This window comes from Streptomyces albireticuli, from assembly GCF_002192455.1.
Taxonomy (GTDB): domain Bacteria; phylum Actinomycetota; class Actinomycetes; order Streptomycetales; family Streptomycetaceae; genus Streptomyces; species Streptomyces albireticuli_B.
The window spans coordinates 7,989,797-8,011,006 of sequence record NZ_CP021744.1; the positions used below are offsets into that span (position 1 = coordinate 7,989,797).

The following is a 21,210-nucleotide window of genomic DNA, read 5'->3' on the forward strand; positions in this document are numbered from 1 at the left end:
TCTGCCGCTGGGACGTTCGGATCGGAGAGTGTCAGGGCTTCGGCAGATCGATCCAACTGGGCAGGTAGGCCGGTCCGCTGACTCGCGAAAGTACCGCCTCGGTGAACATCCGGCACTTCCGCGAGCGCCCCTTCGCCCGGGGGGCATGCCGAACGTCGGGAGTCGCCACGCACCACAGTGGCTCTCGCTTCACCCGATAGAGGTGTTTCAGAGCGAAACCCCTTTCGAGTGGGGTGCGGCGCGAGAACCTGCGCTCACGACCTCGGGGCAGTCGAACAGGGGGAAGCTCGTGAAACCACGCAAACGACTTGCCGTGCTCGCGGCGGCGCTGGTTGCCGCCTTCGCGGTAGCAGTCCCAGGTGCGGGGGCGGCCGAACCACAGGCACGCGCGGGGAAGGCCCCGGCTGCGGTCGGCCCGTTCCAGTTCAGAAACCAAGGCACCGGCCGCTGCATCGGCTTCCCGTACGGTGACGACCGCACGCGCGTGTGGGACTGCACCACGGAGGCGTACCAGCTCTGGGACCTGGTCGCCGACGGCCGTGGCCGCCACCACATGGTGAACCGCAGGAACGGCACATGCCTCGCGGGCTACGCGCAGGGCCCGAGCGGCTGGGCGACCTGGCTGTCGACCTGTGACAGCAGCTTCACCAACGTCGACCAGCTCTGGTACGTCGACCCGGCGACCCAGTCCGGCCCCGCCCGCATCGCGAACCTCTTCGGCCGAGTCCTCGAGCCCGACCGCGGCTGGGGCGGCGCGAACCAGTCGCCAGTCGTGACCAACGACAACCAGGGACTGCCGAATCAGAAGTGGACCATCAAGTACATCCAGTGAAAGCCGTCCGATCCGACCCATGCGCAGCCCCCGTCCTGCCTCTCACCTGAGTCTCAGGTACTGGCACGTGACTGCCCCGATCATTCGCTGCCCGTGCCCCACCCGGCCGGCGTCCCTGATCGCTCTCATCGGCAGGCTCGCGTGCGAGGGCGTGTGCGGTGGGCTCAGCCCACCTCCTCGCGCCATTGCGCGTAGTTGTTCTCGACCTCGGCGATGCTCGGATGACGCACGGCGTCGAGTCCGTCGTCGGCGAGCAGGTCGGCGATCAGAGCCGGGCTTCCGAAGACCTCGGTCGCGCTGAGGTCCCAGTTGGTGAGGACGAACCAGGAGCGGTCGAGAGGCCACCAGTGGGCGGGGAACTGCTGCGAAACGACCCAGTGCGGCGGGCCGCAGGCGTCGTGGTGGGCGAGTGCCTCGTTCCAACGCGCTATCCCGCTCTATTTGGCCGTTCGTGTCATTTCGGTAGCTTGTCGAGATTAAACATCGACTGGGCACAAGGCTGCCCGCCCACTCTGCGTCGGCGGTGTCAGTAGGGGGAGCGATCCGGAGGAGAGGAGCAGCCCTCGCCGGGATCCCTCTGAAGAGGCGCGAGGCAGGGCCGCCCGAGTGGAGGCATCCTTCCCCTTCACAGCCTCGGGAGCATGGCGAAGGGGCTCTGGGGTCTGGTGGTGCATCTGGGTGCGTGGCATCGTGGTGGCCGGTCGCCCTGGACCCCGGCAGCCGCATTCACCCTCTTTTGAGTACGGCATGCGCTGGGAGTGGTCCCCTGATGAAATCTGCTTTCCTGCCCCCGCCCGTCACGCCGCCTCCCTCCGATGGGCACGGCGCTGATCGGCAGGGGCGTACGGTGATCGCTTCCCACCTGGACCAGACGGTACGGGCGCTGGGCAGCGCTCGCCCTGCCGACCGGGCAGCGGTGGTCACCATGGCGGCAGGCGTTGACGAGGCGTCGGCAACGATCCTTGGTGATTCGGGCCGCCTGGAGCCTTGGTGGGCTTCCAGCCCTGTGGCAGGGTCGTTCGACCAGTTGCAGATCTCCCTCGGGCAAGGCCCGGGAGCTGATGCGCTCCGGCAGTCCCACCCCGTCCTGGTCCCCGACCTCGCCGCCGCCGCGCCGAGCCGCTGGCCCGTACTCCTGCCCACCACCGCTACCCCGCCGGCGGGGGCCGTGTTCTGTTTCCCCCTGGGCTGCGGCGCGGCCCACTTCGGAACACTGACACTCCTGAACACGAAACCAGGCCCGCTCACCAACCACCAGGCCAACAACGCCCTCGACCTGGCCTGTGCCCTGACCATCCTGCTCCTGGAAACCGGCACTCACGACAGCGGGCCGACGGCTCCCCGTTCGGCGTCCTGGCCGTCAGCGGTGTGGTGGCAGCCGGTGGTCCACCAGGCGGCAGGCATGCTCAGCGAGCACCTCTCCCAGCCACCCGCGGCCGTACTACGACACCTCTGCGCCACCGCGCTCCGGGAAAACCGGCCGGTCGACGCCCTCGCCCGCGACATCGTCACCCGCCAGCTGCTCCCACACGCGGCTACGGGGTCCTTGGGCACCCCGTCTCACCTCATGGGCCACAAGCCATTGCCCCGAGCTGACCAGCGCACTGGTTCCCGGCCTTGGCCGGGGCGGGCTCCGTCACGGCTCCCTTGACCACGTCGCCCCGAAGTCGTCCAGTCCCTGGCTCAAAGGGCGCAGCGGGGCAGCCGCGGCAGCACGCGCGTGACGTCATGGCGGTCAGCCAACGGTGGCGAGGTTGCCGAAGAGCTCGGGCGGGGAGCGCGGGATCTCGTACAGGACAGCACGCCCACGCCGGCCCCAGCCATCGGCAACGTTCGCATTCTGACGCCACCTCCGGCCCCGGGGCTGGCTCTCCAGCCGCCGGTGGCAGCCTCACCAGGTCTTCACCAGGCGCGCAGCTGAGGCCGCCCCGGTGATCCCGGTCGCGCTGCCCGCGCCCCCTGTTGCCGTGCCGACCGGACCGGTGAAGGCTCGCGATAGGTGGCCGCTCAGATCCGCCGGTAGCCGCGGCTGGGCCTTCTGGCCGGCGGGGTGCCGTGTCCGGCGCGTCGTTCGTGGCCCGCGCCGGAACGCGCTACGACCCGCGTGCTGGACCTCGTGTACGCGGGTGTGGAGCGGGTGCCGGACGGCGGTGCGCCGTGGGGCAACGGTCACGGTGTCTCCATACGTGTCGCGTCTGGAGAGGACCCTGAAGAGGTGGTGGGGCGCCTTTCGTCGTGGGCGCTCGCCGTGCCGGAGCGGGGCACTCCGTAGGAGCGGCGTCCGAAGTGCCACCACAGGGCGGCCATGGTGAGGGCCACCAGCAAGGCGACGGAGGTGTAGTTGAAGCTCGTGGCGGTGACGGGGCTGGACTGCGGCAGCAGGAACAGCACCGTCACCCCGGCTGCCCAGAGCACTGCCACCCAGCCGATCGGCCGGCTCCAGCGGCCCAGGTGCCAGGGCCCCGGGGTGAACCGGTCCCGGTGGCGTAGCCGCAGCAGCACCGGGATGGCGTAGGCCGGGGTGAAGCCCACGACGGAGATCGCGGTCACCGCCGAGAACGCCGTGGCGGAGTACAGGGACGGCAGGGCCAGTACGAAGGCGACACCGACCGCGAGCCAGACGGCGTTGGCCGGGACGGCCGTACGGCGGCTGGTCTTCTGCCAGCGCGCCGAGCCGGGCAGGGCGCCGTCCCGGGCGAAGGCGTAGATCATGCGGCTGGCGGAGGCGGTCACGGTGTAGCCGCACAGGAACTGCGCCACGATGATCACCAGCAGCAGCGCCTTCGCCGTCGCCACACCCAGAGCGTCCAGGAGGATCTGCGCCACCGGCACCCCGGTCTCGCTTCCCAGCGTCCCGGTGTAGTCCTGGATGGCGAACAGCAAGGCGCCCAGCAGAATGCCACCGGCGATCCAGGACACCGCCACCGAGCGGACGATCCCGCGCGCTGTGGCCAGGGAAGCTCCACGGGTCTCCTCGCTCAGGTGAGCCGAGGTGTCGTAGCCGGCCAGGGCGAAGCACGGCAGCAGCATCCCCAGCAGGATCACGTACAAGGGGCTCGGCCAGCCGGTGTTGTTGGTGAACTCGGAGAACACGAAGCCGGCCGGCTGATGGTGAGAGGGGACGAGAGCCAGGGTGCCGACGATGATGACGGCCCCGGCCACGTGCCACCACGCGCTCAGAGAGGTCAGGACGTTCATCAGCCGGGTGCCGAAGAGATTCAGGACCGCGTGCAGCGCGAGGACGACCGCGAAAAGGACCAGCAGGGACCCGGGCGTCGGCACGAATCCGAACTGCAAGTTCGCCCAGGCCGCGGTGAAGGTCGCGATGCCGTAGTCCTGGGCCGCGATCCCGCCGAGCAGCCCCAGAAGGTTCAGCCAGCCGGTGTACCAGCTCCACCGCTCACCGCCGAGCTGACGGGCCATGTAGTACAGGCCACCGCTGGTGGGGTAGCGGGAGGTGATCTCGGCCAGCGCCGCGGCCAGGCACAGCACCAGCGGTCCCACGGCGAGCCACCCCCACACCACCACCGCGGGGCCGCCGCTGTTCAGGCCGTAGCCGAAGAGCAGCAGCGCCCCGGACATGATGGAGATGACCGACAGGGAAGCGGAGAAGTTACCGAAGGCGCCCATGCGCCGGTGCAGTTGCTGGGTGTAGCCGAGATCCTTGAGTATGCGCTCGTCGTCGTCCATCGGCTCGGACCGCTTCCATCGTGCATGTGCTGATGTACGCATCGAGATCTCCGCACAGGAAAGAGCACAAAGGGAAAGAGGGAAGGGGACTGCTGGGACCTTCGGCGCGGCACGGCGGCGCCCGCCCGCGGTCGGTGTTCGGGAACCCCATGCCCGATCTCCTTCACACCCGGGTACCGATGGCATTCGTGCGCGAGGGCCGCGAGGGCACTGACACGCCTGAACACGAAACCAGGCCCGCTCACCAACCACCAGACCGACAACGCCCTCGACCTGTCCTGCGCCCTGACCATCCTGCTCCTGGAGACCAGTACCCACGACAGCGGGTCAGCGGCTCCCCGACCACGCCCAGACCGCCCCCCGGAGACCGGCCAGCTGGACCTGCGCCCTGACTCGCCCGCCTACGGCATCCAGCTGCGGCTGATCAGCGCCCGCATCGTCGCCGGGGAGAACAACGCGGTCGGCACCGACGGGGTGGCTTTGTTCACGAGTTCCGCGAACGTAGACCCTCATCTTCGACCGGGGTGATCAGTCCCGGCGGTGAAAAGTCCGGCCCTCCCCGTCACCGGGGAGAGCCGGACTCCTTCCGTGTTCCCTGTTCCCTATTCCTTCCGCCCGGCAGGGCCTGGGTGCTCCGCTAAGGGGGCAGCCAGGATCATCAGCCGCGAGAACAACGGGTAGCACTGACCTGCGGCGATGAGAGATCCGGTCGGTCGGAAGCGCGGGTCCGGGGAATCCCCTGTGATCGGGACATCAGCCACCGCGCCCGTACCCGACCTTGCTCAGCACACCGACGGGTTTTCGCAGTCGAACCGCACCGCGTGTGCGGTCGGCCGGAAGTCCGGTGTGCTCCATGGTGTTCCTCGGCCGCTGTTCTTCTCAGCGGAGGCGAGTTCCTGCCGGCAGTCCGTGGCCGAGACGAACGTAGCGAAGATGTGTGCCTTCCTGTTGGTTACGTTGGTGCCGTTCGTGCTGCCCTGGTCCGGCAGCTTGATGCACTTTCCGGCCGGCGGGTTGGCCATGCGGTGGCCGTGGCTGTCAGCGGTGGTGAACAGGAACTCGCCCTGGGCGACTTCGGCAGGGGCCGCGGAGGTGGAGGTCACTCCCGAGGTCGCGGCGATCAGCGCGGCGGCGGGCAGGGCGAGCAGGACGCTCATGCGAGGGGTCAAGAAATCGCCTTTCGGTGCACGGTCAGGTTTTGCGTGATCTCGATCTGCGTGCGGCAACTGGGACTCGGGTTGATGTTGCCGGTGTGCAGCACCTCGCGGCTGCCGACGAACGCACTGGCCGCGAACTGGCGTACGTCCGAGCAGGCACCCAGGTTGAAGGTGGCTGTTGCCCCGGGGGTGACGCGGCGCTGGGTGATCAGGCGGATGGTGGGATCGCTGTGGCGGGCGACGGCCAGGTTGACCTCGTCGAGGGTGAGGCGGGAGTGGTTGATCACGTCCACCACGTAACTCTGCTCGGCCGGCGGTGACTGGGCCCCGGCGGATGGTGCGGCTGTGAAGGAGGCCGTCAGGAGGAGCAGGACCGCGCAGACCGCCCTCGTCACGCGCCTCACCGCTGGGCTCGTTCCGCTTGTACGCCCGTCGCCCTGTCCCGGATGGTCACGACGTCGTCGCAGCCCACCGGGTCTGCTTCGACATCACCGGTGGTGAACAGGCGCTGGCCCCCGACGATGCCGCTGACCGCGTATTGCTTCACGTCGTCGCACGGTCCCAGGTCGAAGCTGACCACGCTGGACGCCGGGACGTTGTACTGGTGGAGGATCTGTGTGACCGATGTGCTGTGCCGGGTGAAGGCCAGGGCGATCTCGTCGAACGCCTGACTGGAGAAGTTGTCGACCTCGACTTTGTAGTTCGGCGCCAGCCGCATCACGGCGCCCGGCGCCGTCGAGACTCTGGTGCCGGCTGCCGCGTGCCCTGCTCCTGGTGTCACGGCCAGGACCAGCAGGCACGCTGCTGCCGCGACCGCGGTCCGGCCGACGTACGAGAGACGCATGGCATTTCCCCCTCCTATAGCACAGTGATGTGCCTCCGCCCAGCCGCTCTGACGGCCGGCAGCGCGGCGCTTCGACTCCCCAGGAAACAGCCGCCCTCACACGGTGGGGGAGGGATTCCAGGAGGTCAACGCCAGGAGGGAGGGTTCACCCCGGCGGGTGGATATATCAGATAGCCGGATAAATAGTCCGCCTTCCACGAGGGCTCGCCGGTCCCGTCGGCGGGACGCAACGGCCGGTAGCCGACCGGAGCAGAGGGGAGTTCGACCGATCGCGGCCCGACACCGCCTGAGCCGGTCCAGCGGCCCCGACCCTCAAGAGCGTGGAGTTCCTCCATGTCGGCATTGCCCGGCTCGCGAGCGGTGCGCCTGCGGGCGAGATCGGGCTGCTCGTCTCGGGTGTCCAGTGTGGGTGGGGCGGGTGGTTGCTAGCCGTCCCACCGTGCTTGGTAGAACCTGATCGACCGCTCGCGCCGGTACCCGAGCGGCTTGCCGACCGCGCGCATCGGCTCGTTGTGATCGGCCATGGTCCCGGCGATCTCCCTTACCGGAAGGCGCTGTTCCCTCAGCAGTTCCAGGTTCCGCAGCGATACCGCGCGCCCGAGGCCGAGCCCACGGTGGGCGGGTGCGACGGCGGTTTCGTACAGCTTCGCCCGTACGGCGTCCGGCGACGGCAGTCCCAGCACCGAATACCCGGCATGCGAACCGTCCGGGGCGAGGGCCACGACGGTCAGCAGCATCACTCCTCGATCGACGTCCGCCTGCTGCAGGACGCGCACGCGCTCCGCGTCCCATGCGCGTGGCCTCATCGCCAAGTCCCCGCGTGGCACATCCGCCATGGCCTGATGTGCCAGCGCGAAGGCAGGGGCGTGCTGGGAGGGGACGGCACCGGTCCATTCCAGGAACCGATACCCGTCGGGGAGGGACGGGCCTGGAGCGCCGTCCTCACGGGCGAGGTCCAGAACGTACACCCTCAGCGACAACGCACAGCGAAAGTCGCACGCAAGAGCGAACTGCTCGCCCGCACCTCCGAGTTCGATCTCCAGACCGACAGATGTCCGCCCTTCCTCGGTCAGCACGGCGCGCAGCGCCTCCCACAACCGGCTGCCGATGCCACGCCGCCGCATCTCCGGCCGGACGGCGAGCCGCTCGATCCAGGCGGTCGTACGGTTCTCCGCCTCGTCGAACAGCCGCAACGCGGCGACCCCGGCGAACCCCCCGGAGCCCCCACGGGGCATAGGAACGGCCAGGTTGATGTGCCGGCTGCGCACCCTGGGCACGCGCAGACCACCTGCCGTCTCGTTCCAGCAGGGTGCGGGGACGGTCGGCGCCAGGTCGGCGGCGTGGGCGGCGGTGACGACGGAGTGCCAGGCGTCGACATCGGCTTCGGTGGGGGATGCGCCGATGTGGAGGAGGTCGCTCATCCCGCGCACGATACGGGGGAGGGAGGAAGGGGACGTCTGGTTCTCCGGAGATGACCGGCGAGGTGACGACCGTGTGGACGCCGCGCCCGAAAGCGTAGCCGTCCATCGCACAGTGGCCCGCCCTCCGGGGCCGGGCAGTGGCCAGCAGTGAGAGGTGAAGCCGGCCGGGTCCTGTCCGCGTAGGCGTACAGCGGCAGGACGCGTAAGGGTGACCCGGGCGGGGCCCAGGCCCGGCCAGAGCCTGGTGGCGATCAGTGACCGTGACCACCACACTCCCTGTGCTGCCCCTCACGGCCGGCTCCCGTTCCCCGCGGGCGCGGTCAGGGAGGCGAAGACGGGGGTGAAGGGCGCCTCGGCCGGCAGGTGATCAGACAACGTGCGGGTGAGGGGCGTGTCGTGGACGGTGAGCTTGCCCATGCCCGGTGCCGCGAGCCGGTTGGCCGAGATGAAGTCCGGGCGGCGATTGAGCTGCTCTTTCCTCCGGTAGCGCCGCCGCTCCTCGCTGCCGTTCTTGCCGGTTCAGTGTGCTTGCTGCTGGGGAGCCTCGTACCGGCATGGCACCTGTCGCTGGTGTGACCTGCGTTCACGCTCGTGGAAGCCCGGCCTTGGGTGCGGGGTTGTCGCGGCGGGCTCCGATCAGCAGCAGGACGCACGCGAGCGCGAAGAGCGGCCAGGGCGTGAACGGGAGGATGATGGCGTCGACGACGGTCCAGGCTCCCAGTGCCCAGGCGATGAACGTCGGCGGGGTGATGCCGCGGCGGTTCAGCCACAGCACCGTTAGACCGATCAGGGTGAGTGGTGGGCCGAAGCTTTCCAGGCTGAGCCAGTACGCGCTGCCAGCCGGGCTCATGTCGGAAAGGTCCTCGCTCCACAGTCCGCCGCTGAACCATGTCCCGGCGTGGCGCGCGGCCTCTTCCACCGTCAGGGCGAGGATCGTGTGTGCGGCTCCGAGTAACGTGATGATCCAGCCAGCCCACTTGATCATCCGAGTTCTCCGTTCTTGTCGCGAAGCCACGCGGTGCGGCTTCATCGCGGCCGCCTCCGGGCAGCGGGGTCCGGTGATATTCGAAACCACAGTTCCGATACCGTAGTTCCGTATAGTGCAGGCATGACAGCGAGAAGGCAACGGGGTGGACGGCCCCGGGACAGCCGCGTGGATGACAAAATCCTCCGGGCCACGCGAGAGTTGATCGACGAAGCCGGCTACCCGGCACTGACCGTCGATCAGGTCGCGGCGCGCGCCGGGGTGGGCAAGGCGGCGATCTACCGCCGCTACGGGACCAAGGCCGAGATGGCGTTCGCTGCCACGATGTACGAGCAGGAGTTGCCGCCGCTGGCCGGCACCGGCTCGTTGCACGGGGATCTGCTGGCGCTTGTCCGCGTGTTCCACCTCCGCATGGCCACCCCGGCGGCCCGGCAGCTCGTACCGGCCCTGATCAGCGAGATCGCCGTCAATCCTGGACTGGACACGCGGTTCCAGGACACCTTCCTGGCCGCCGAACAGGCCATCTTCGCCGAAATCATCGAACAGGCCGTGGCCCGCGGTGAGCTGGCCGGGACCGTCGCCCCCGCGATGGCCCACCTGCTGCTGCTCGGCACCTTGGCGTCCGCCCTGTACATCATCAACCTGCCCGTCGACGACGCCATGATCACCGACCTCGCCACCACGGCCGCAGCAGGAATCACGGCCCTGGCCGAACGGCACCACAGCGACTGCGACTCCGGCGAAGCCTGCTAGTGCTGCAACGGTGCTCGCCGTGGCGGTTGGCCAACTCGTTGGTGGGGAGCGTGTAGATGCCCGGGCGTGGGCCGGTGAGCTGAAGCTTTTCGGCCGGGGTCCAGCGCCCGTACTCCGGAACCGCCGGCCGGACCGAGAACTCCCAGATCAGGGTGTTCCTCGCCTGTACCTCCTCTCACGGTCGCACGGTGACCGACCGCCGCCTGTATTGCTCTAGACGGATGACCGGGGACGGTGCCGGGCCTCCGGTTGGCCGAGGCGCACTCCGCCGCGGGTGGCCCGGCCTATCTCGCCGAGCTGTGCGGGCGGTCGCCCGCGCTGGGCGGTGCCCTGGGCGCGTGCCACAGCCTCGACGTGCCGCTGCTGTTCGGCACGTTCGGCAGCCCCGCCGGGCGGGGCCTGCTCGGCGAGGGCGCGCCGTCCGCCGGGACCGTCGCGTTCGCCGACGGCCTCCGCCGCGCCTGGACGGCGTTCGCGCACGACGGGGATCCCGGCTGGCCCGCCTACGAGCCCGGGCGGCGGCTCACCCGGCTGCTCGGCCCGGCCTCGACCACCGCCCCGTACCCCGAGGAGACCTCGCGGCGGATCTGGGACGGCCACGGGATCGAGCCGTTCGACCTCGTGCGGCCCCACCGCCAGGAGGGTTCGATCCGCGCGGAGAGCGTCTGCGCGGGATCCGGGGCCCACTCCCCGCTCTGGGGCAGGCGCGCCGGGGCGCGTTCGGGATACCCCCGGAGTGCTCCCGCACGCCGTTTGAGATAACTCTTCCCGTTCCAGACTGGTAGTGAAAGAAGTGGCAATCAGTCGTCTTGCGGGGGTTGGTCATGGTTGCTGGGCGCTGGGTGCTCGCGTTCGACTCCTCCTGCTGCCGGTGCCGGGCGATGGCGGACGAGGTCAAGGGCTACGCCGGCAGTCGGCTCGACGTCATGCCGCTGGACGATCCGCGCGTCCAGGCGTGGCGGACCCAGGCCCTCGGCTCACGCCCGCCGCACGCGCCGACCCTGATCCGGGTCGCGGACCGGGAAGCGCCCGTGCGCGCCTGGACAGGCTGGCCGATGGGGGTGCGCCTCGCGCTCAGGCTCGGACCGCGCAGCACGGCACGCCTGCTGCGCGCCCTGGGGAGTGAGGGCCGGGCGCCGGACGTACCGGCGGAGGGCATGGGCCGGGGGCGGTTCGTCCGGCTGGCCGGGCTGGGCGTGGTGGCCGCCGTGCTGGGCGGGGGGCCGGTGTCCGAGGCGTCGGCCGCGTCTCCGGCGGAGAAATGGGTGGAGGCGAACCGGGCCCGCCTGCCCCGGGAGTACGAGGCGTTCGCCTCGCACGAGATGCCCTACCGTCAGGCGATCTTCGCCGCGCTCGCGCCGGCGGACCGCAGCCGTCTGTGGCTGGATCACCTCACGTGGTACCGCGCTTCACGTCCGGACCTGACGGCGGAACAGCGGCGGGTCCTGGACCGGGCCCAGATGCTCTTCGGCCGCGAGTCCACGTTCACCGGCAGCGTGGACGCCACGCTGCACCAGGAGCTGGAATCGCTGCGGAAGGACGCCGTCGCGGCACTCGGCCAGGAGGAGGGCCGTGCGGCGCTGGCGACGCTCGGCCCCGTTCCCGCGGCCCCCCTCCCGGGGTGCGGGTGCAGCTGTGTGAGTGACTGGTGCTCGTCCAGCAACTGTGTGTGTTGTGTCCGTGATTGCTGGTGCCAACCCAAGCTCAATGGCTGTGGCACCGCGTTCGCCTATATGTGCACCGGTACCTGCGGCGGCGTCAAGCCGTCGCGGACGAACACCGCGTGACACCGGCCCGGAATCGGTGGACGTCTGCTCATTGCCGGGCTGGTGATTCTCCCGCAGAGAGTGCAAAACGGGCCATACGCTGCTCAACGTGACCGTACACGCTGGCGAAACGCCGCCGCCCCGGCGATGGCCGGGCTGAGGTCACCACACCACCCGGAGTGTGAGCGACGACGCGGCCGTCCGGTGTCGGGAACAGTGGGCGGGTGGGTCGGATGACCGCTGAAGCCCCCAGCCATGTCTACTACTTCGCGGTCGGAACGGGCGTGTGGCGTGGCACGTTCACGTTCCGGGTCACCTCGTGGCGGCGGTTCCTGGGGCCCGGGGCCTTGGCGGGCTGAACCGGTTGCTCGTCGTCGCGATGTGCGGAACGCGGCTGGTCACCGGTGCGTCCCGGCTGGACTCGACGATCGTCGCGAGGCCGGACGCGGGCGACTTCGGCGAGGCCGACAACACGGTCAGGCTCTCCGCATTCGGTGTGCCCCTGTACCTGCTGCGGGAGCGCTACGTCCTGGACCCCGACGGCACCAGGGTCACCGTCCACGCCCACGAGCGGTTCGGGCCCCTCCCGCGCGTCATGACGCGGACCTTCACCTACCCCGCGGAGATCCGCGAGGCTGGCATGGCGTCCACGTACCACATGCCGCTGCTGGGGACGGCCTGGACCGCGACCTACCAGGTGGGGGCCGACCGGCGCAGTCTCGCCTGCCTTTCCCGGCATGCTCCCGATGGGACGCTCAGGTACGCGGCACGCCCTCGTCGTGCGGGTCCGGGTGGTTCGCGGGGGCGGTGCGCAGGCGGGAGATCAGCGCTCCGCCGTACGTGGCGGCCAGCGGGGCGACGCACCACAGGACGAAGGCGTAGGGGAACAGCCAGGCGACGCCGGCGCTGAGGACGAACCAGAGACCGACTCCCCAGGAGTCGCCGGCGTGCCGGTGGGTTTCCGCGGGGTCGCCGGTGACCAGGCCGGTGCCGCCGGCGATCTCCTTGAGGGCGGCTTCGCAGAAGACCATGGCCGCCATGGTGGAGGCGAACAGGGTCTGCGCCAGCGGATTGCCGATCGATGCGCCGATGAGCGCTGTCGGGAACGGAAGGAACGCGACCAGCAGCAGGAACGGCGCGTGCCAGGCTGTGAAGGCCTTCGACAGCCCGCCGATCCGGTCCATCAGCTTGTGGTGACGGCGCCACACCGACCAGAGAAGGACGAACGCCAGCGCGAACGCCAGGAAGGAGCCCCGGTGGTCCACCAGGAAACTCCCCAGCGCGCGAGCCGATGCCAGTTCCCTCTCCTCCGGGCGCTCCAGTTCGACGGCCAGCAGCGTCATCGCGATCGCGAAGATCGCGTCCGTGAAGAAGGCCAGCCTCTCGGGCGAGAACCCTGGCTCCGGCCGAGCAGGCCCGCTCATTCGAACTCCCGGACATCAGGTCTGTGGATGTGGCCATAGGGAGCGCTGGTCGCAAGGGGGAGCCGGTCAAGGCCAACCCCGGTGTGCAAGGCATCGGCGACTGGTGAGGATGAAGCGGCCTTCCAGGCCTCTGTGGAGCGGTGACCTGCCCGTGCGCACGTAGCGTCAGCATCCGAGGCTGCGCGGCCCGACGGACAATCCACCTCATTCTTTCCGACGATCCTGGTGACAACAACCCCGCCTTGGCCGCAGCTGTCGCGCTTCAGCGAAACGCCATCGACCACGACAAGAGGCTGAGCTGCCCCTCACCTACTGTGTGGACAGGCCACTCCGCCGCCTGTCCGGCTCAGCGTGACTGGCTCGGATAGCCACGGCGAACGAGCGGCGCGCGCCGGACGGCGAGTTCAGCCGGGAGGTGTCGTCCCGGGCAGCTCTCCCGCGAAGTCCCACCACTGCTGGATGGTCCACACAACGACGCTGGAGCGGTCGGTGGACATCCGCAGCCACACCTCGTCACCGCCAGGCATGAGCGCCACCTCCAGGTGCGGCTGCTCCCATGTCCCCATTGGGTACGTCCACTCGATTCCGTCGGGCCAGGTGCGCATCGCCACCGTCTGCACGCTCAGCGCCGCGGCCATGGCGTCCAGGGCCATGCGAGGTATCCGCACCTCCGCCGGCTCACGCTCGATCCCCGCCACCTGGGCCCCCATCCTGCGGCGAGACGCGACGGCTCCCCGTGCACCACAGCCTGCCAGACCCCCTCGCCGCAGGTGTCACGCGCGGCCCCGGCCTGTGAGGGTGGCTTTGTTGATGGGGCGCGAGAGCACCTGTCGCTCAGCGCGGAGGGCGCCTTCTCCCACGGGCGGGTGATGTCATTCATCAGGACCACGGGTGTGCTTGGCGCCATGAGAAGGTCCGGGCGCTGCCATGAAGTCGGCCGTCCGGCGATGATGGCCCTTTTCACCCGGATGGCCGATTCCGGGAGGACGTTCCGTCTGTGTTGTGCGCTCCTTGGAGTAGGGACCGCAAACACTGCCAGGAGGAACGTGATGGGCATCGGCGACTTCTTGGAGAATGCCGCAGAGAAGGCAAAAGCTGCCGCGGGCGAATCGGCCGACAAGGCGCAGCGCGCTCAGGAGGAGGCTGCTCAGAAGGCTCAGCAGCAGGGCGAGGACGCCGCCCAAGAGGCGAAGGACGGCTCCGAGCTGGACGACAATTTCTGAAGCACGGTCTGGGGTCGGGGAACCTCGGCAGGACCCGGTTTGCCAGCGCTCTTACATCTCACCGACATTCATCGGCTTCCCAGCCGACGGGTGATGCCGGAGGAATCCGCCGACAGGTGCTCTCGCCTTGCAACCTACGCAGCCAGTGAGGGCTATCAGGCTCACAAGCCATGTCCCCAGGTGGGCGGGGCGAGCTGTGAGCCTGTGAGGTACCGGCTCGCAGGCCCTGCTCCCTAGGCCTTGGTCGTGGCCGCCGGGCCGGAGGACGATGGATTTGTGGGCGAGCACACCGAGGACAACGAAGACCAGGAGCGCGCCGCTGAACCGGCGTGGCCGGCCGCTCACCACGGCGCAGACCCGGCAGCTCACCGACGGGCCGCGCGAGGCGATGGTCGACGTCCGGCGCTCGGTGGCGGTGCTTTCCGTCCGGTCCGCGACGCCCACGCCGCCCGCGTCCGGCTCCCTCTCGGGCACAGCAGCTGAAGGCCGTACTGCGAGGCGCAGTTCGACATCAGCCGCGCACAGGCGTACCGGCTCCTGGGCGTCGCCCGTTCCCCGGCCGCGATCCACGGCGCCGTCCCGGTCGGCACCGAGACGTCTCGCGTGCGAGACACCGATCCGGCCGCTGCGGCCGCGCTTGACTACGGCCTGTCCCAGCGTCCCCTGATCGCCGTCTTCGCCCGCAGCAGCGCCGTCGCGGAGCTGATTCACCTGCGGCCTCGCCACGCCGGCCCACAGCGGCCTCCAGGCCCTCGATGGGCCAACGGTGTGCGCGGTGCTCCGCCAGGCCGTCCGTGACGTCCGCACCGCCCCGCTCCCACCGCCCGCCGAACCACCAGCGGATCCCGCGATCGCCGCGCTGCACCGCGTCGTCGACGACCTCACCGCCAGCACGCACGCGATCAGGAGCTGATGCTCGAAGTCGCCCCTGCACACCTGTCCGAAACAGCCGCGGCCGATGTCCTGGCGCCGCTGTGCGAGGCGATCGGCGCTGCCACCTCTGCGACGCCCGTCACCCCGGTGGCCGGGTGCTCCGGCTGCTGCCCCACCCGCTTACGTCTGCCTGCGGCACGGCCGGTGGATCGGCCTGCCCGACATCGACCACCCCACCGTCGATCTCGCCGCCTTCCCGGAGATCGTCGACGCCACCTGCTCCTCCAAAAGTCGCTACGGCTGGGCCGCCACCTGCGACGCGGTGCTGACCGCCCTCATGATCTGCGCGCGCATCTGGTCCGTGGACGGGCGCCCGGAGCCCTTCGGCACCTGGGACACCTGGGACGACCGCCTCTACCTCCTGATCCCCTTCGACCGGGAGAAGCAGGACTATGTCAACTACAGCACCTCCCGGCTGTTCGCCGCGATCTATCCCGAAGCCGTCACCCTCTCCCCGCTGATCGCCTCGCCCTACTGGCACCGGATGGCCGACGGCTGCGAAGCCCAGCAGGCCCGCTTCCTCGCGGAGGTCGCCACCCGCATCACCTATCCCTACAGCTCGCCCGACCGCGGCGGTGACGCCATCGCGCACTGGGCACCCGCCGAATCCTGGCGGCCACCCAGCCGGCCCCTGACCACCTACGCACCCGGCCGGGTCCGCGGCACCCTGCCCGGCCTCGCGGTGAACCGGCTCGCCCGCCACGAGAAGAGCGCGCTGTGGCTCAGCCGCCGCAGTCGGAAGGACCAAGGTCGCACGCTCCCTCTTCACGGCCGTCTCACGCCCGTGCTGCTCCGTGACCCCGAACCTCGGTACGTGAAGTGGGAAGGCACCATCTGGCACAGCACCCGCACCGACGACCTCATCAAGCAAGAGGTTGCGAGAAAGCGACAGGAGCTCGAACGAACGCACAGCAACGGAGTGAGCGGCGGGCCGTGCGGGCCCGGGCGGGGCGGATGCTGCGGGGTGTGTGAGTTATCGCGTTGCATGGACGCCGGAGGGGCCTTTACCCTGTTTCGAGTTCCGCCTGTGCCCGTTCCGGGGCCCGGCGCTGTGATTCGAGGTGACGACTTATCTCCCAGGCCAAGTAGCCGTCCGTAGTTCCCCACGTTCTGATCGTTTGAGCGTGTCCGGGGGCGGACGTAGCGCTGGCCTGAGTTGCGTCACCCACCCCCGCATTTCCCTTCATTTTCCGGGTGCAGCTCTGCCGACTGCCCCGGGTCTCGTGTTTTCCGGCCCCGGCGCGGCTGACGGCAGGGCTCCCCGACTCCTTGGAGCAGGAGCCCCACAGTGCCTTCCCCCGCGCTCGGCAACGAGCCTCAGCACACCACCCAGCCCCCAGACCGCCCAGCACCTCACCACCCGAAATCGGCCTTGGCGGCCCGGATCGCCCTCTTGGTACTGCTGACCGCCGAGCTCATGGACATCCTCGACCAGTCGGTCGTGCTGACCGCTCTGCCCGCGATCCAGGAATCGACCGGCGCCGGACCGGCCGCATTGCAGTGGCTGACCACCGGCTATTCACTGCCCGTCGCCATCGGGCTGATCACCGGCGGGCGCCTCGGCGACCTCTACGGCCGGCGCAGGCTCCTCCTCATGGGCACCGTCGTGTTCACCACGGCCTCGCTGCTGTGCGGTCTCGCCGCCGGGCCGGGCGTGCTGACCGGCGCCCGCGCGCTTCAAGGCGTGGGAGTGGCGCTGATGATTCCGCAGGTCCTGGCCACCCTCCATGTCACCTTCGAGGGGCAGAACCGCAGCAAGGCGTTCGGCCTGTACGGGGCGGTCCTCTCCCTCGCCAACGTCCTGGGCCCGGTGATGGGCGGCCTGCTCACCGAGGCCGACCTGTTCGGGCTTTCCTGGCGGCCGGTCTTCCTGGTCAACGTGCCCGTCGGCCTCGCCGTCATCCTCCTGGGACGCAGGTTCATCCCCGAGTCGACCGAGAAGAAGGCCGACCGGCCCGACCTGACCGGCATGGCGCTGTCCGCACTGGCCATCGTCCTGATCATCTTCCCGCTCACCGAGGGGCACCTCCACCACTGGCCGATATGGTGCTTCGCTGTGCTCGCCGCCGGTCTCGTCACGCTGGTCATCTTCCTGCGCCACCAGCAGCGCAAGCAGAACAACGCACCTCTCGTGCCCCTGTCCCTCTTCCAGGGTCGGCAGTTCTCCGGCGGCACGGCCGCGCAGCTGATGCACGGCCTGCTGTGCGGGCTGTTCTTCATGACCTGGACCCTCTACCTCCAGCGCGGACTGGGCATGAGCCCTTTCCACGCGGCCCTGGCCTTCGTACTGCTCTCCCTCGGAGAGCTGGCCGGCGCGACCATTGCGGCGAAGAGCGCCGGGCGCTTCGCCCGCCGCCTTCCCCAGACCGGAGTCCTCATCACGGTCGCCGCGATGGCCGGCTACGGACTCCAGATCGCCGCAAGCCAGGCGGACCTGACCCTGCTGGGGATGACCGCTCCGGTGGTACTGATCGGCTTCGGCCTCGGCATGGTCAGCGGCCCCCTCGCCGACATGTCCCTCGCCAAGGTCCCGCACGAGGACGCAGGTTCCGCCTCGGGCCTGTTCAACACCGCCATGCACCTGGGCATCGCCCTGGGTACCGCGCTGACGGCCCTGGTGTTCTTCGCGACCACCGACGGCTCCTCCGACGCCGGACTCAACCGCGACGCTTTCATCACCGTGCTGTGGTGGGTCGGCAGCCTCCTCACCCTGATGTGGGCCCTGATGTTCTTCCTGCCCAAGCACACGAAGAACCGGGCCGGCTAAGCCGGTTCCCCAAGGCGGCGGCACCTCCCAGTGCCGCCGCCTCTCCCCGTCCGCCTCATACAGACACGAGGGCTGAAATCTCATGTCCAGGTTCAACAACGAGACCTTGTGACACGTACGAGCACTGGAGAGGAAGAGCGAACGAGCCGAACCGCCGCCCGTCGAAAACGACAGGTAGGACTTCACAACCTCGACGCACGCTCTGAAGACACACTTTTCGCCTCGCTGGTCACCCCCCCCAGCGGCGCAGCCTTCGGCTGCACCAGACAGTTCGGCCGAGCTGATGGAGCTCGACGGGGCCCAGCACGGTTTCGCGGTGCATGAGGATCCGGGTACCTGCATCCGCAGTCGCGGGCGTGGCAGGCCGACCTCTCCCGTCGTGTCCTTGCCCTGTCCTCCGTCGTCATCGACATCTCGACACGGCCGCGGCCGTCACGGTCGGCACCCTGATCCGTGACGGCTACGGCGGCCCCGACGCCTGCCACGCCCTGTACCGCGCACTGCCACGCCCCGAGTTCACCGGCATGTCGATCCTCCTCACCGGAAACGAGAGCGCCTACCTGCCCGGCATCGTGACAGTGGACATCGATTCGCCTGGAATGCTCGGATTCCCAAAAGCACCGAAGGCGAGTCGGCACCTCATGCCGGACCGGCCCGGCAGGGGACCTGCTCCGGTAGTGGATGTATGCCGTGCCCGTGGCGGCTGCGGGGTGTTCAGTCGTCGGGGGTGGTGTTGAGGGCGCCGCAGGACCAGCAGTCCCACTCGCCTTGTCAGTGGCCGTGTGGGATCTCCCCAGACCTCACATACGGTCGCTCGCCTCCAGCTCCTCGGCGAGCGTGGCGAGTTTGATGCCGCGGCCGAGCCTCTTGTGTTCGTGGACGACGAGGGTTACGGCGACGCCGGAGGAGCGGATCTCTCCGGCGAGCTTCACGGCGGCCTCCAGCTCGGGGCGCCGGGTGGCACGGGTGGAGAACTCCGAGGAGACCCGCGTCACTCCGGCCTCGGTGAGGAAGTCGACCTGTGCGTCGAGGGACTGCCGGGCGGTGGAGGTACGGGCGTAGCCGAGGCGGACGTGTCCGACCGGTTCGGCGCCGGCGCTCACCCGCCGGGGCGGCTCGGTCCAGACCAATCGCGGCTTACGTACGGCGGGGGTCGGCGCGCTGAGTGTCTTGGCGAGTTGGGGCACGAGGCGGAAGCGGGCGGTGTGGTACTGGATGGCCACTTTGCCCTTGCCGGTCCGGCACGGGGAGCCCGTGGGGCGGCGCAGGCAATCCACCGCGACACCCATGAACACGGCTCCCCCGCAGTCCACTGATCCAAAGGTCTCGTCAGGAGAGGCGCAGGGTGTGGCCGCGGTGTCCCGTCCATACGTAGCCGCGGTCCTGGTACCGGGAGGTGATGCGGTGGAATTCGTGGTTTCCCCCGACCATATGTCTCAGGCCACCGAGGTAGCGGGCGATAACGGCCTCCTTGCGGGAAAGGTTGTCGCAAAGGTGCACGAATTCCTGCTCGGTGTCGGCCAGCAGGGTGCGTATCCGTTCCAGTGCTTCGCCAATGCTCTTCTCCTCCCGGCCCAAGAGGATCCACATGCTGTTCATGGGCTCACGTAGCTCGTATTCCTTGGGGAAGGAGTAGACGTCGTTCACCAGCACCATGTGCCAGATGGCGAGGTCGGTGACCCTCTGGACGGGTGTGCCGGGCCCTAGGTAGGCGCTGACGTCGGCCTGGAGGGAATACTCGATGTTGATCACTGCCCAGTAGCCGAACAAGTCCGCCAGCCGGATCTTCCGGTATTCCTCCCAGTCCAGGATGCGGTCCGCATGCCGCGTGTCCGCGTCCTGCGCGCACCCGTCGATGACATCCTTCCAGGACTGGAGGTAGCGGCGGGCAACGCCCGGCGACATCTGCGGAAGCACTACGGCCAGGGAATCGTGCAGGGATTCCAGTACGGGGCTGGAGGGCGGTGGTGGGGATCCGTCGAGGACCTTGAGGTAGGCGTCCCGAAGCAGCTCGGCACGCTGCTTGTCTCCTCGCACCTGCGGATCGTTGAACGTGTCATCCACCAAGGTGGTGACGACCATGGTGGTCATCAGGTTGAAGGCCCGGTCCGCGGGCGTATCCGGGTAGCAGAGCAGCCCCCACAAGGTGAGCCGCTGGCGCAGATATGCCTCGGTCTTGTCCTCGGAACGTAGATACCGCAGGAGGTAGGGCCGCGCCCACTGTGCGCACGCGTGCTCCAGTTCGTCGGCTTGCTCGTGCACGCGGTGCGGAATCGATGTGGTGAGGGACGACGCGTTCAGCACCGACCCTGCGGGCAGGACGATGTCACTCAGTTTCCGCACGTTCGGCTCCTCCGCTCGACTGCTTTCCGTACCCCCGTCGGCCCCTGATGGCTCTCAACGCCCTGGTCGCCGGTGGGCTCTGTGCAGTCGTCGTGCACCCCTTCCCCGATTCTTCCCTCAACCGGTACCCCGGCCTCGGCGCGCAGGTCGCGGCGCAGCTCCTTCGGCAGGGAGAACGTGATCGACTCCTCGGCCGCCTTGACGATCTCCACGTCCTCGAAGCCGCTCTGGGCGAGCCACTCCAGGACGCCCTCGACCAGGACCTCGGGGACGGACGCGCCGGAGGTGAGGCCGGCCGTCGTCACGCCCTTCAGCCACGCCTCGTCGATCTCGTCCGCGAAGTCCACCAGGTGGGCGTCGCGCACGCCCGCGCCGAGGACGACCTCGACCAGGCGGTCCGAGTTCGAGGAGTTCTTGGAGCCGACGACGATGACCAGGTCCGCGTCCGCGCCCATCTGCTTCGCCGCGATCTGGCGGTTCTGCGTTGCGTAGCAGATGTCGTCGCTCGGCGGGGAGACGAGCAGCGGGAACTTCTACTTCAGCGCGTCCACCGTCTCCATGGTCTCGTCGACCGAGAGCGTCGTCTGGGAGAGCCAGTCGACCTTCGACTCGTCGCGGACCTCGACGCCCGCCACGTCCTCGGGGCCGTCGACCAGCGTGATGTGGTCGGGGCCTCGCCGGAGGTGCCGATGACCTCCTCGTGGCCCTCGTGGCCGATCAGGAGGGTGCCGTAGTCCTCGCCTACGAACCGGACGGCCTTCTTGTGCACCTTGGTGACCAGGGGGCAGGTCGCGTCGATGGTGGCGAGCTTCCGCTCCCGGCCGCCTCCGCGTGCACGGTCGGCGCCTCGCCGCGCGCCGAGAACATGACGATCGAGCCCTCGGGGACCTCCGTCGTCTCGTCGACGAAGATCGCGCCCTTCTTCTCCAGGGTCTGCACGACGTACTTGTTGTGGACGATCTCGTGCCGGACGTAGATCGGCGACCCGTACTGCTCCAGGGCCCTCTCGACGGCGATCACGGCGCGGTCCACACCCGCGCAGTAGCCACGGGGCGCAGCCAGCAGGACGCGG

At 69.3% G+C, this 21,210-nt stretch carries 20 protein-coding genes and 2 pseudogenes; 10 read left to right on the forward strand and 12 right to left on the reverse strand.

What is annotated here, in order from left to right:
* Window positions 1–145 precede the first annotated feature (145 nt).
* Window positions 146–832 carry an RICIN domain-containing protein gene (locus SMD11_RS35680; protein ID WP_234366304.1) on the forward strand — a complete coding sequence of 229 codons (687 nt, stop codon included), beginning with the start codon at window positions 146–148 and terminating at the stop codon, window positions 830–832.
* A 2,169-nt stretch (window positions 833–3,001) separates the two neighbouring features.
* Here the strand turns inward: SMD11_RS35680 and SMD11_RS33975 are convergent.
* The 7 genes from SMD11_RS33975 to SMD11_RS34000 form a co-directional block, all read right to left on the reverse strand.
* Entirely contained in the window at window positions 3,002–4,564 is a 1,563-nt protein-coding gene (locus SMD11_RS33975) for an amino acid permease (protein WP_087930096.1), read from the reverse strand.
* 740 nt (window positions 4,565–5,304) lie between these two features.
* Window positions 5,305–5,679: a hypothetical protein gene (locus SMD11_RS33980; RefSeq protein WP_087930097.1), complete on the reverse strand. Its 375-nt coding sequence runs from the start codon at window positions 5,677–5,679 to the stop codon at window positions 5,305–5,307.
* An 8-nt stretch (window positions 5,680–5,687) separates the two neighbouring features.
* Entirely contained in the window at window positions 5,688–5,972 is a 285-nt protein-coding gene (locus SMD11_RS33985) for a hypothetical protein (protein ID WP_159395456.1), read from the reverse strand.
* Window positions 5,973–6,079: 107 nt separating this feature from the next.
* Window positions 6,080–6,523, reverse strand: coding sequence for a hypothetical protein (locus SMD11_RS33990; protein WP_087930099.1), 444 nt, complete (start codon window positions 6,521–6,523; stop codon window positions 6,080–6,082).
* Between the two features lie 425 nt (window positions 6,524–6,948).
* Window positions 6,949–7,944 (reverse strand): GNAT family N-acetyltransferase, encoded by a 996-nt coding sequence (locus SMD11_RS33995; RefSeq protein WP_159395457.1) that lies wholly within the window; start codon window positions 7,942–7,944, stop codon window positions 6,949–6,951.
* A gap of 288 nt (window positions 7,945–8,232) precedes the next feature.
* Window positions 8,233–8,361, reverse strand: coding sequence for a hypothetical protein (locus tag SMD11_RS36950; RefSeq protein ID WP_267896882.1), 129 nt, complete (start codon window positions 8,359–8,361; stop codon window positions 8,233–8,235).
* A 166-nt stretch (window positions 8,362–8,527) separates the two neighbouring features.
* Window positions 8,528–8,929, reverse strand: coding sequence for a DUF6463 family protein (locus tag SMD11_RS34000; RefSeq protein ID WP_087930101.1), 402 nt, complete (start codon window positions 8,927–8,929; stop codon window positions 8,528–8,530).
* Between the two features lie 168 nt (window positions 8,930–9,097).
* Here SMD11_RS34000 and SMD11_RS34005 point away from each other — a divergent pair, with 168 nt between their 5' ends.
* From SMD11_RS34005 to SMD11_RS36955, 5 genes and pseudogenes are all read left to right on the forward strand, one after another.
* Complete coding sequence (locus tag SMD11_RS34005) at window positions 9,098–9,682, forward strand: TetR/AcrR family transcriptional regulator (protein ID WP_087930102.1); 585 nt, start codon at window positions 9,098–9,100, stop codon at window positions 9,680–9,682.
* A gap of 89 nt (window positions 9,683–9,771) precedes the next feature.
* Window positions 9,772–9,932: pseudogene (locus SMD11_RS36725) on the forward strand (IS701 family transposase); the annotation flags it as partial.
* Window positions 9,932–10,444, forward strand: coding sequence for a hypothetical protein (locus SMD11_RS35120; protein ID WP_159395458.1), 513 nt, complete (start codon window positions 9,932–9,934; stop codon window positions 10,442–10,444). The pseudogene SMD11_RS36725 and the gene SMD11_RS35120, both read left to right, overlap by 1 nt.
* A 62-nt stretch (window positions 10,445–10,506) precedes the next feature.
* On the forward strand, window positions 10,507–11,469 hold the full coding sequence (locus SMD11_RS34010; protein ID WP_159395459.1) for a bacteriocin fulvocin C-related protein: 963 nt from the start codon (window positions 10,507–10,509) through the stop codon (window positions 11,467–11,469).
* 212 nt (window positions 11,470–11,681) lie between these two features.
* Window positions 11,682–11,807, forward strand: coding sequence for a hypothetical protein (locus SMD11_RS36955; RefSeq protein WP_267896883.1), 126 nt, complete (start codon window positions 11,682–11,684; stop codon window positions 11,805–11,807).
* A 396-nt stretch (window positions 11,808–12,203) separates the two neighbouring features.
* On the opposite strand, the gene SMD11_RS34015 is transcribed toward SMD11_RS36955, so the two are convergent.
* Together SMD11_RS34015 and SMD11_RS34020 are read right to left on the reverse strand one after the other, a co-directional pair.
* Window positions 12,204–12,872, reverse strand: coding sequence for a TMEM175 family protein (locus SMD11_RS34015; RefSeq protein ID WP_087930104.1), 669 nt, complete (start codon window positions 12,870–12,872; stop codon window positions 12,204–12,206).
* A gap of 404 nt (window positions 12,873–13,276) precedes the next feature.
* Entirely contained in the window at window positions 13,277–13,570 is a 294-nt protein-coding gene (locus SMD11_RS34020) for a hypothetical protein (protein WP_234366305.1), read from the reverse strand.
* Between the two features lie 351 nt (window positions 13,571–13,921).
* Between SMD11_RS34020 and SMD11_RS35125 the strand changes: the two genes are divergently transcribed.
* From SMD11_RS35125 to SMD11_RS34030, 4 genes are all read left to right on the forward strand, one after another.
* Window positions 13,922–14,095, forward strand: a complete 174-nt coding sequence (locus SMD11_RS35125; RefSeq protein WP_107421995.1) for a CsbD family protein — start codon at window positions 13,922–13,924, stop codon at window positions 14,093–14,095.
* A 775-nt stretch (window positions 14,096–14,870) separates the two neighbouring features.
* Complete coding sequence (locus SMD11_RS36050) at window positions 14,871–15,008, forward strand: hypothetical protein (RefSeq protein WP_199844015.1); 138 nt, start codon at window positions 14,871–14,873, stop codon at window positions 15,006–15,008.
* Between the two features lie 45 nt (window positions 15,009–15,053).
* A complete protein-coding gene (locus tag SMD11_RS36055) occupies window positions 15,054–16,127 on the forward strand; it encodes a hypothetical protein (RefSeq protein WP_199844016.1) in 1,074 nt (357 codons plus the stop codon).
* Between the two features lie 294 nt (window positions 16,128–16,421).
* The gene (locus tag SMD11_RS34030; RefSeq protein WP_234366306.1) at window positions 16,422–17,795 is read left to right on the forward strand and encodes an MFS transporter; all 1,374 of its coding nucleotides are present in this window, start codon (window positions 16,422–16,424) and stop codon (window positions 17,793–17,795) included.
* 800 nt (window positions 17,796–18,595) lie between these two features.
* On the opposite strand, the gene SMD11_RS34040 is transcribed toward SMD11_RS34030, so the two are convergent.
* The 3 genes and pseudogenes from SMD11_RS34040 to SMD11_RS34050 all read right to left on the reverse strand — a co-directional run.
* The gene (locus SMD11_RS34040) at window positions 18,596–19,084 is read right to left on the reverse strand and encodes a recombinase family protein (RefSeq protein WP_234366307.1); all 489 of its coding nucleotides are present in this window, start codon (window positions 19,082–19,084) and stop codon (window positions 18,596–18,598) included.
* 40 nt (window positions 19,085–19,124) lie between these two features.
* Window positions 19,125–20,138 (reverse strand): terpene synthase family protein, encoded by a 1,014-nt coding sequence (locus SMD11_RS34045; protein WP_087930107.1) that lies wholly within the window; start codon window positions 20,136–20,138, stop codon window positions 19,125–19,127.
* A gap of 131 nt (window positions 20,139–20,269) precedes the next feature.
* A pseudogene (locus SMD11_RS34050) lies at window positions 20,270–21,170 on the reverse strand (4-hydroxy-3-methylbut-2-enyl diphosphate reductase); the annotation flags it as partial.
* Between the last annotated feature and the right edge of the window lie 40 nt (window positions 21,171–21,210).

Excerpts from the sequence above, each read along its gene's own strand:
- SMD11_RS35125 (WP_107421995.1), top strand. The coding sequence starts at position 13,922 with ATGGGCATCGGCGACTTCTTGGAGAATGCCGCAGAGAAGGCAAAAGCT.
- SMD11_RS34015 (WP_087930104.1), bottom strand. The coding sequence starts at position 12,872 with ATGAGCGGGCCTGCTCGGCCGGAGCCAGGGTTCTCGCCCGAGAGGCTG.
- SMD11_RS34000 (WP_087930101.1), bottom strand. The coding sequence starts at position 8,929 with ATGATCAAGTGGGCTGGCTGGATCATCACGTTACTCGGAGCCGCACAC.
- SMD11_RS35680 (WP_234366304.1), top strand. The coding sequence starts at position 146 with ATGCCGAACGTCGGGAGTCGCCACGCACCACAGTGGCTCTCGCTTCAC.
- SMD11_RS34010 (WP_159395459.1), top strand. The coding sequence starts at position 10,507 with ATGGTTGCTGGGCGCTGGGTGCTCGCGTTCGACTCCTCCTGCTGCCGG.
- SMD11_RS34040 (WP_234366307.1), bottom strand. The coding sequence starts at position 19,084 with ATGGGTGTCGCGGTGGATTGCCTGCGCCGCCCCACGGGCTCCCCGTGC.
- SMD11_RS33995 (WP_159395457.1), bottom strand. The coding sequence starts at position 7,944 with ATGAGCGACCTCCTCCACATCGGCGCATCCCCCACCGAAGCCGATGTC.
- SMD11_RS33990 (WP_087930099.1), bottom strand. The coding sequence starts at position 6,523 with ATGCGTCTCTCGTACGTCGGCCGGACCGCGGTCGCGGCAGCAGCGTGC.
- SMD11_RS36055 (WP_199844016.1), top strand. The coding sequence starts at position 15,054 with ATGTCCTGGCGCCGCTGTGCGAGGCGATCGGCGCTGCCACCTCTGCGA.
- SMD11_RS33975 (WP_087930096.1), bottom strand. The coding sequence starts at position 4,564 with ATGCGTACATCAGCACATGCACGATGGAAGCGGTCCGAGCCGATGGAC.
- SMD11_RS36950 (WP_267896882.1), bottom strand. The coding sequence starts at position 8,361 with ATGGGCAAGCTCACCGTCCACGACACGCCCCTCACCCGCACGTTGTCT.
- SMD11_RS33980 (WP_087930097.1), bottom strand. The coding sequence starts at position 5,679 with ATGAGCGTCCTGCTCGCCCTGCCCGCCGCCGCGCTGATCGCCGCGACC.
- SMD11_RS36955 (WP_267896883.1), top strand. The coding sequence starts at position 11,682 with ATGACCGCTGAAGCCCCCAGCCATGTCTACTACTTCGCGGTCGGAACG.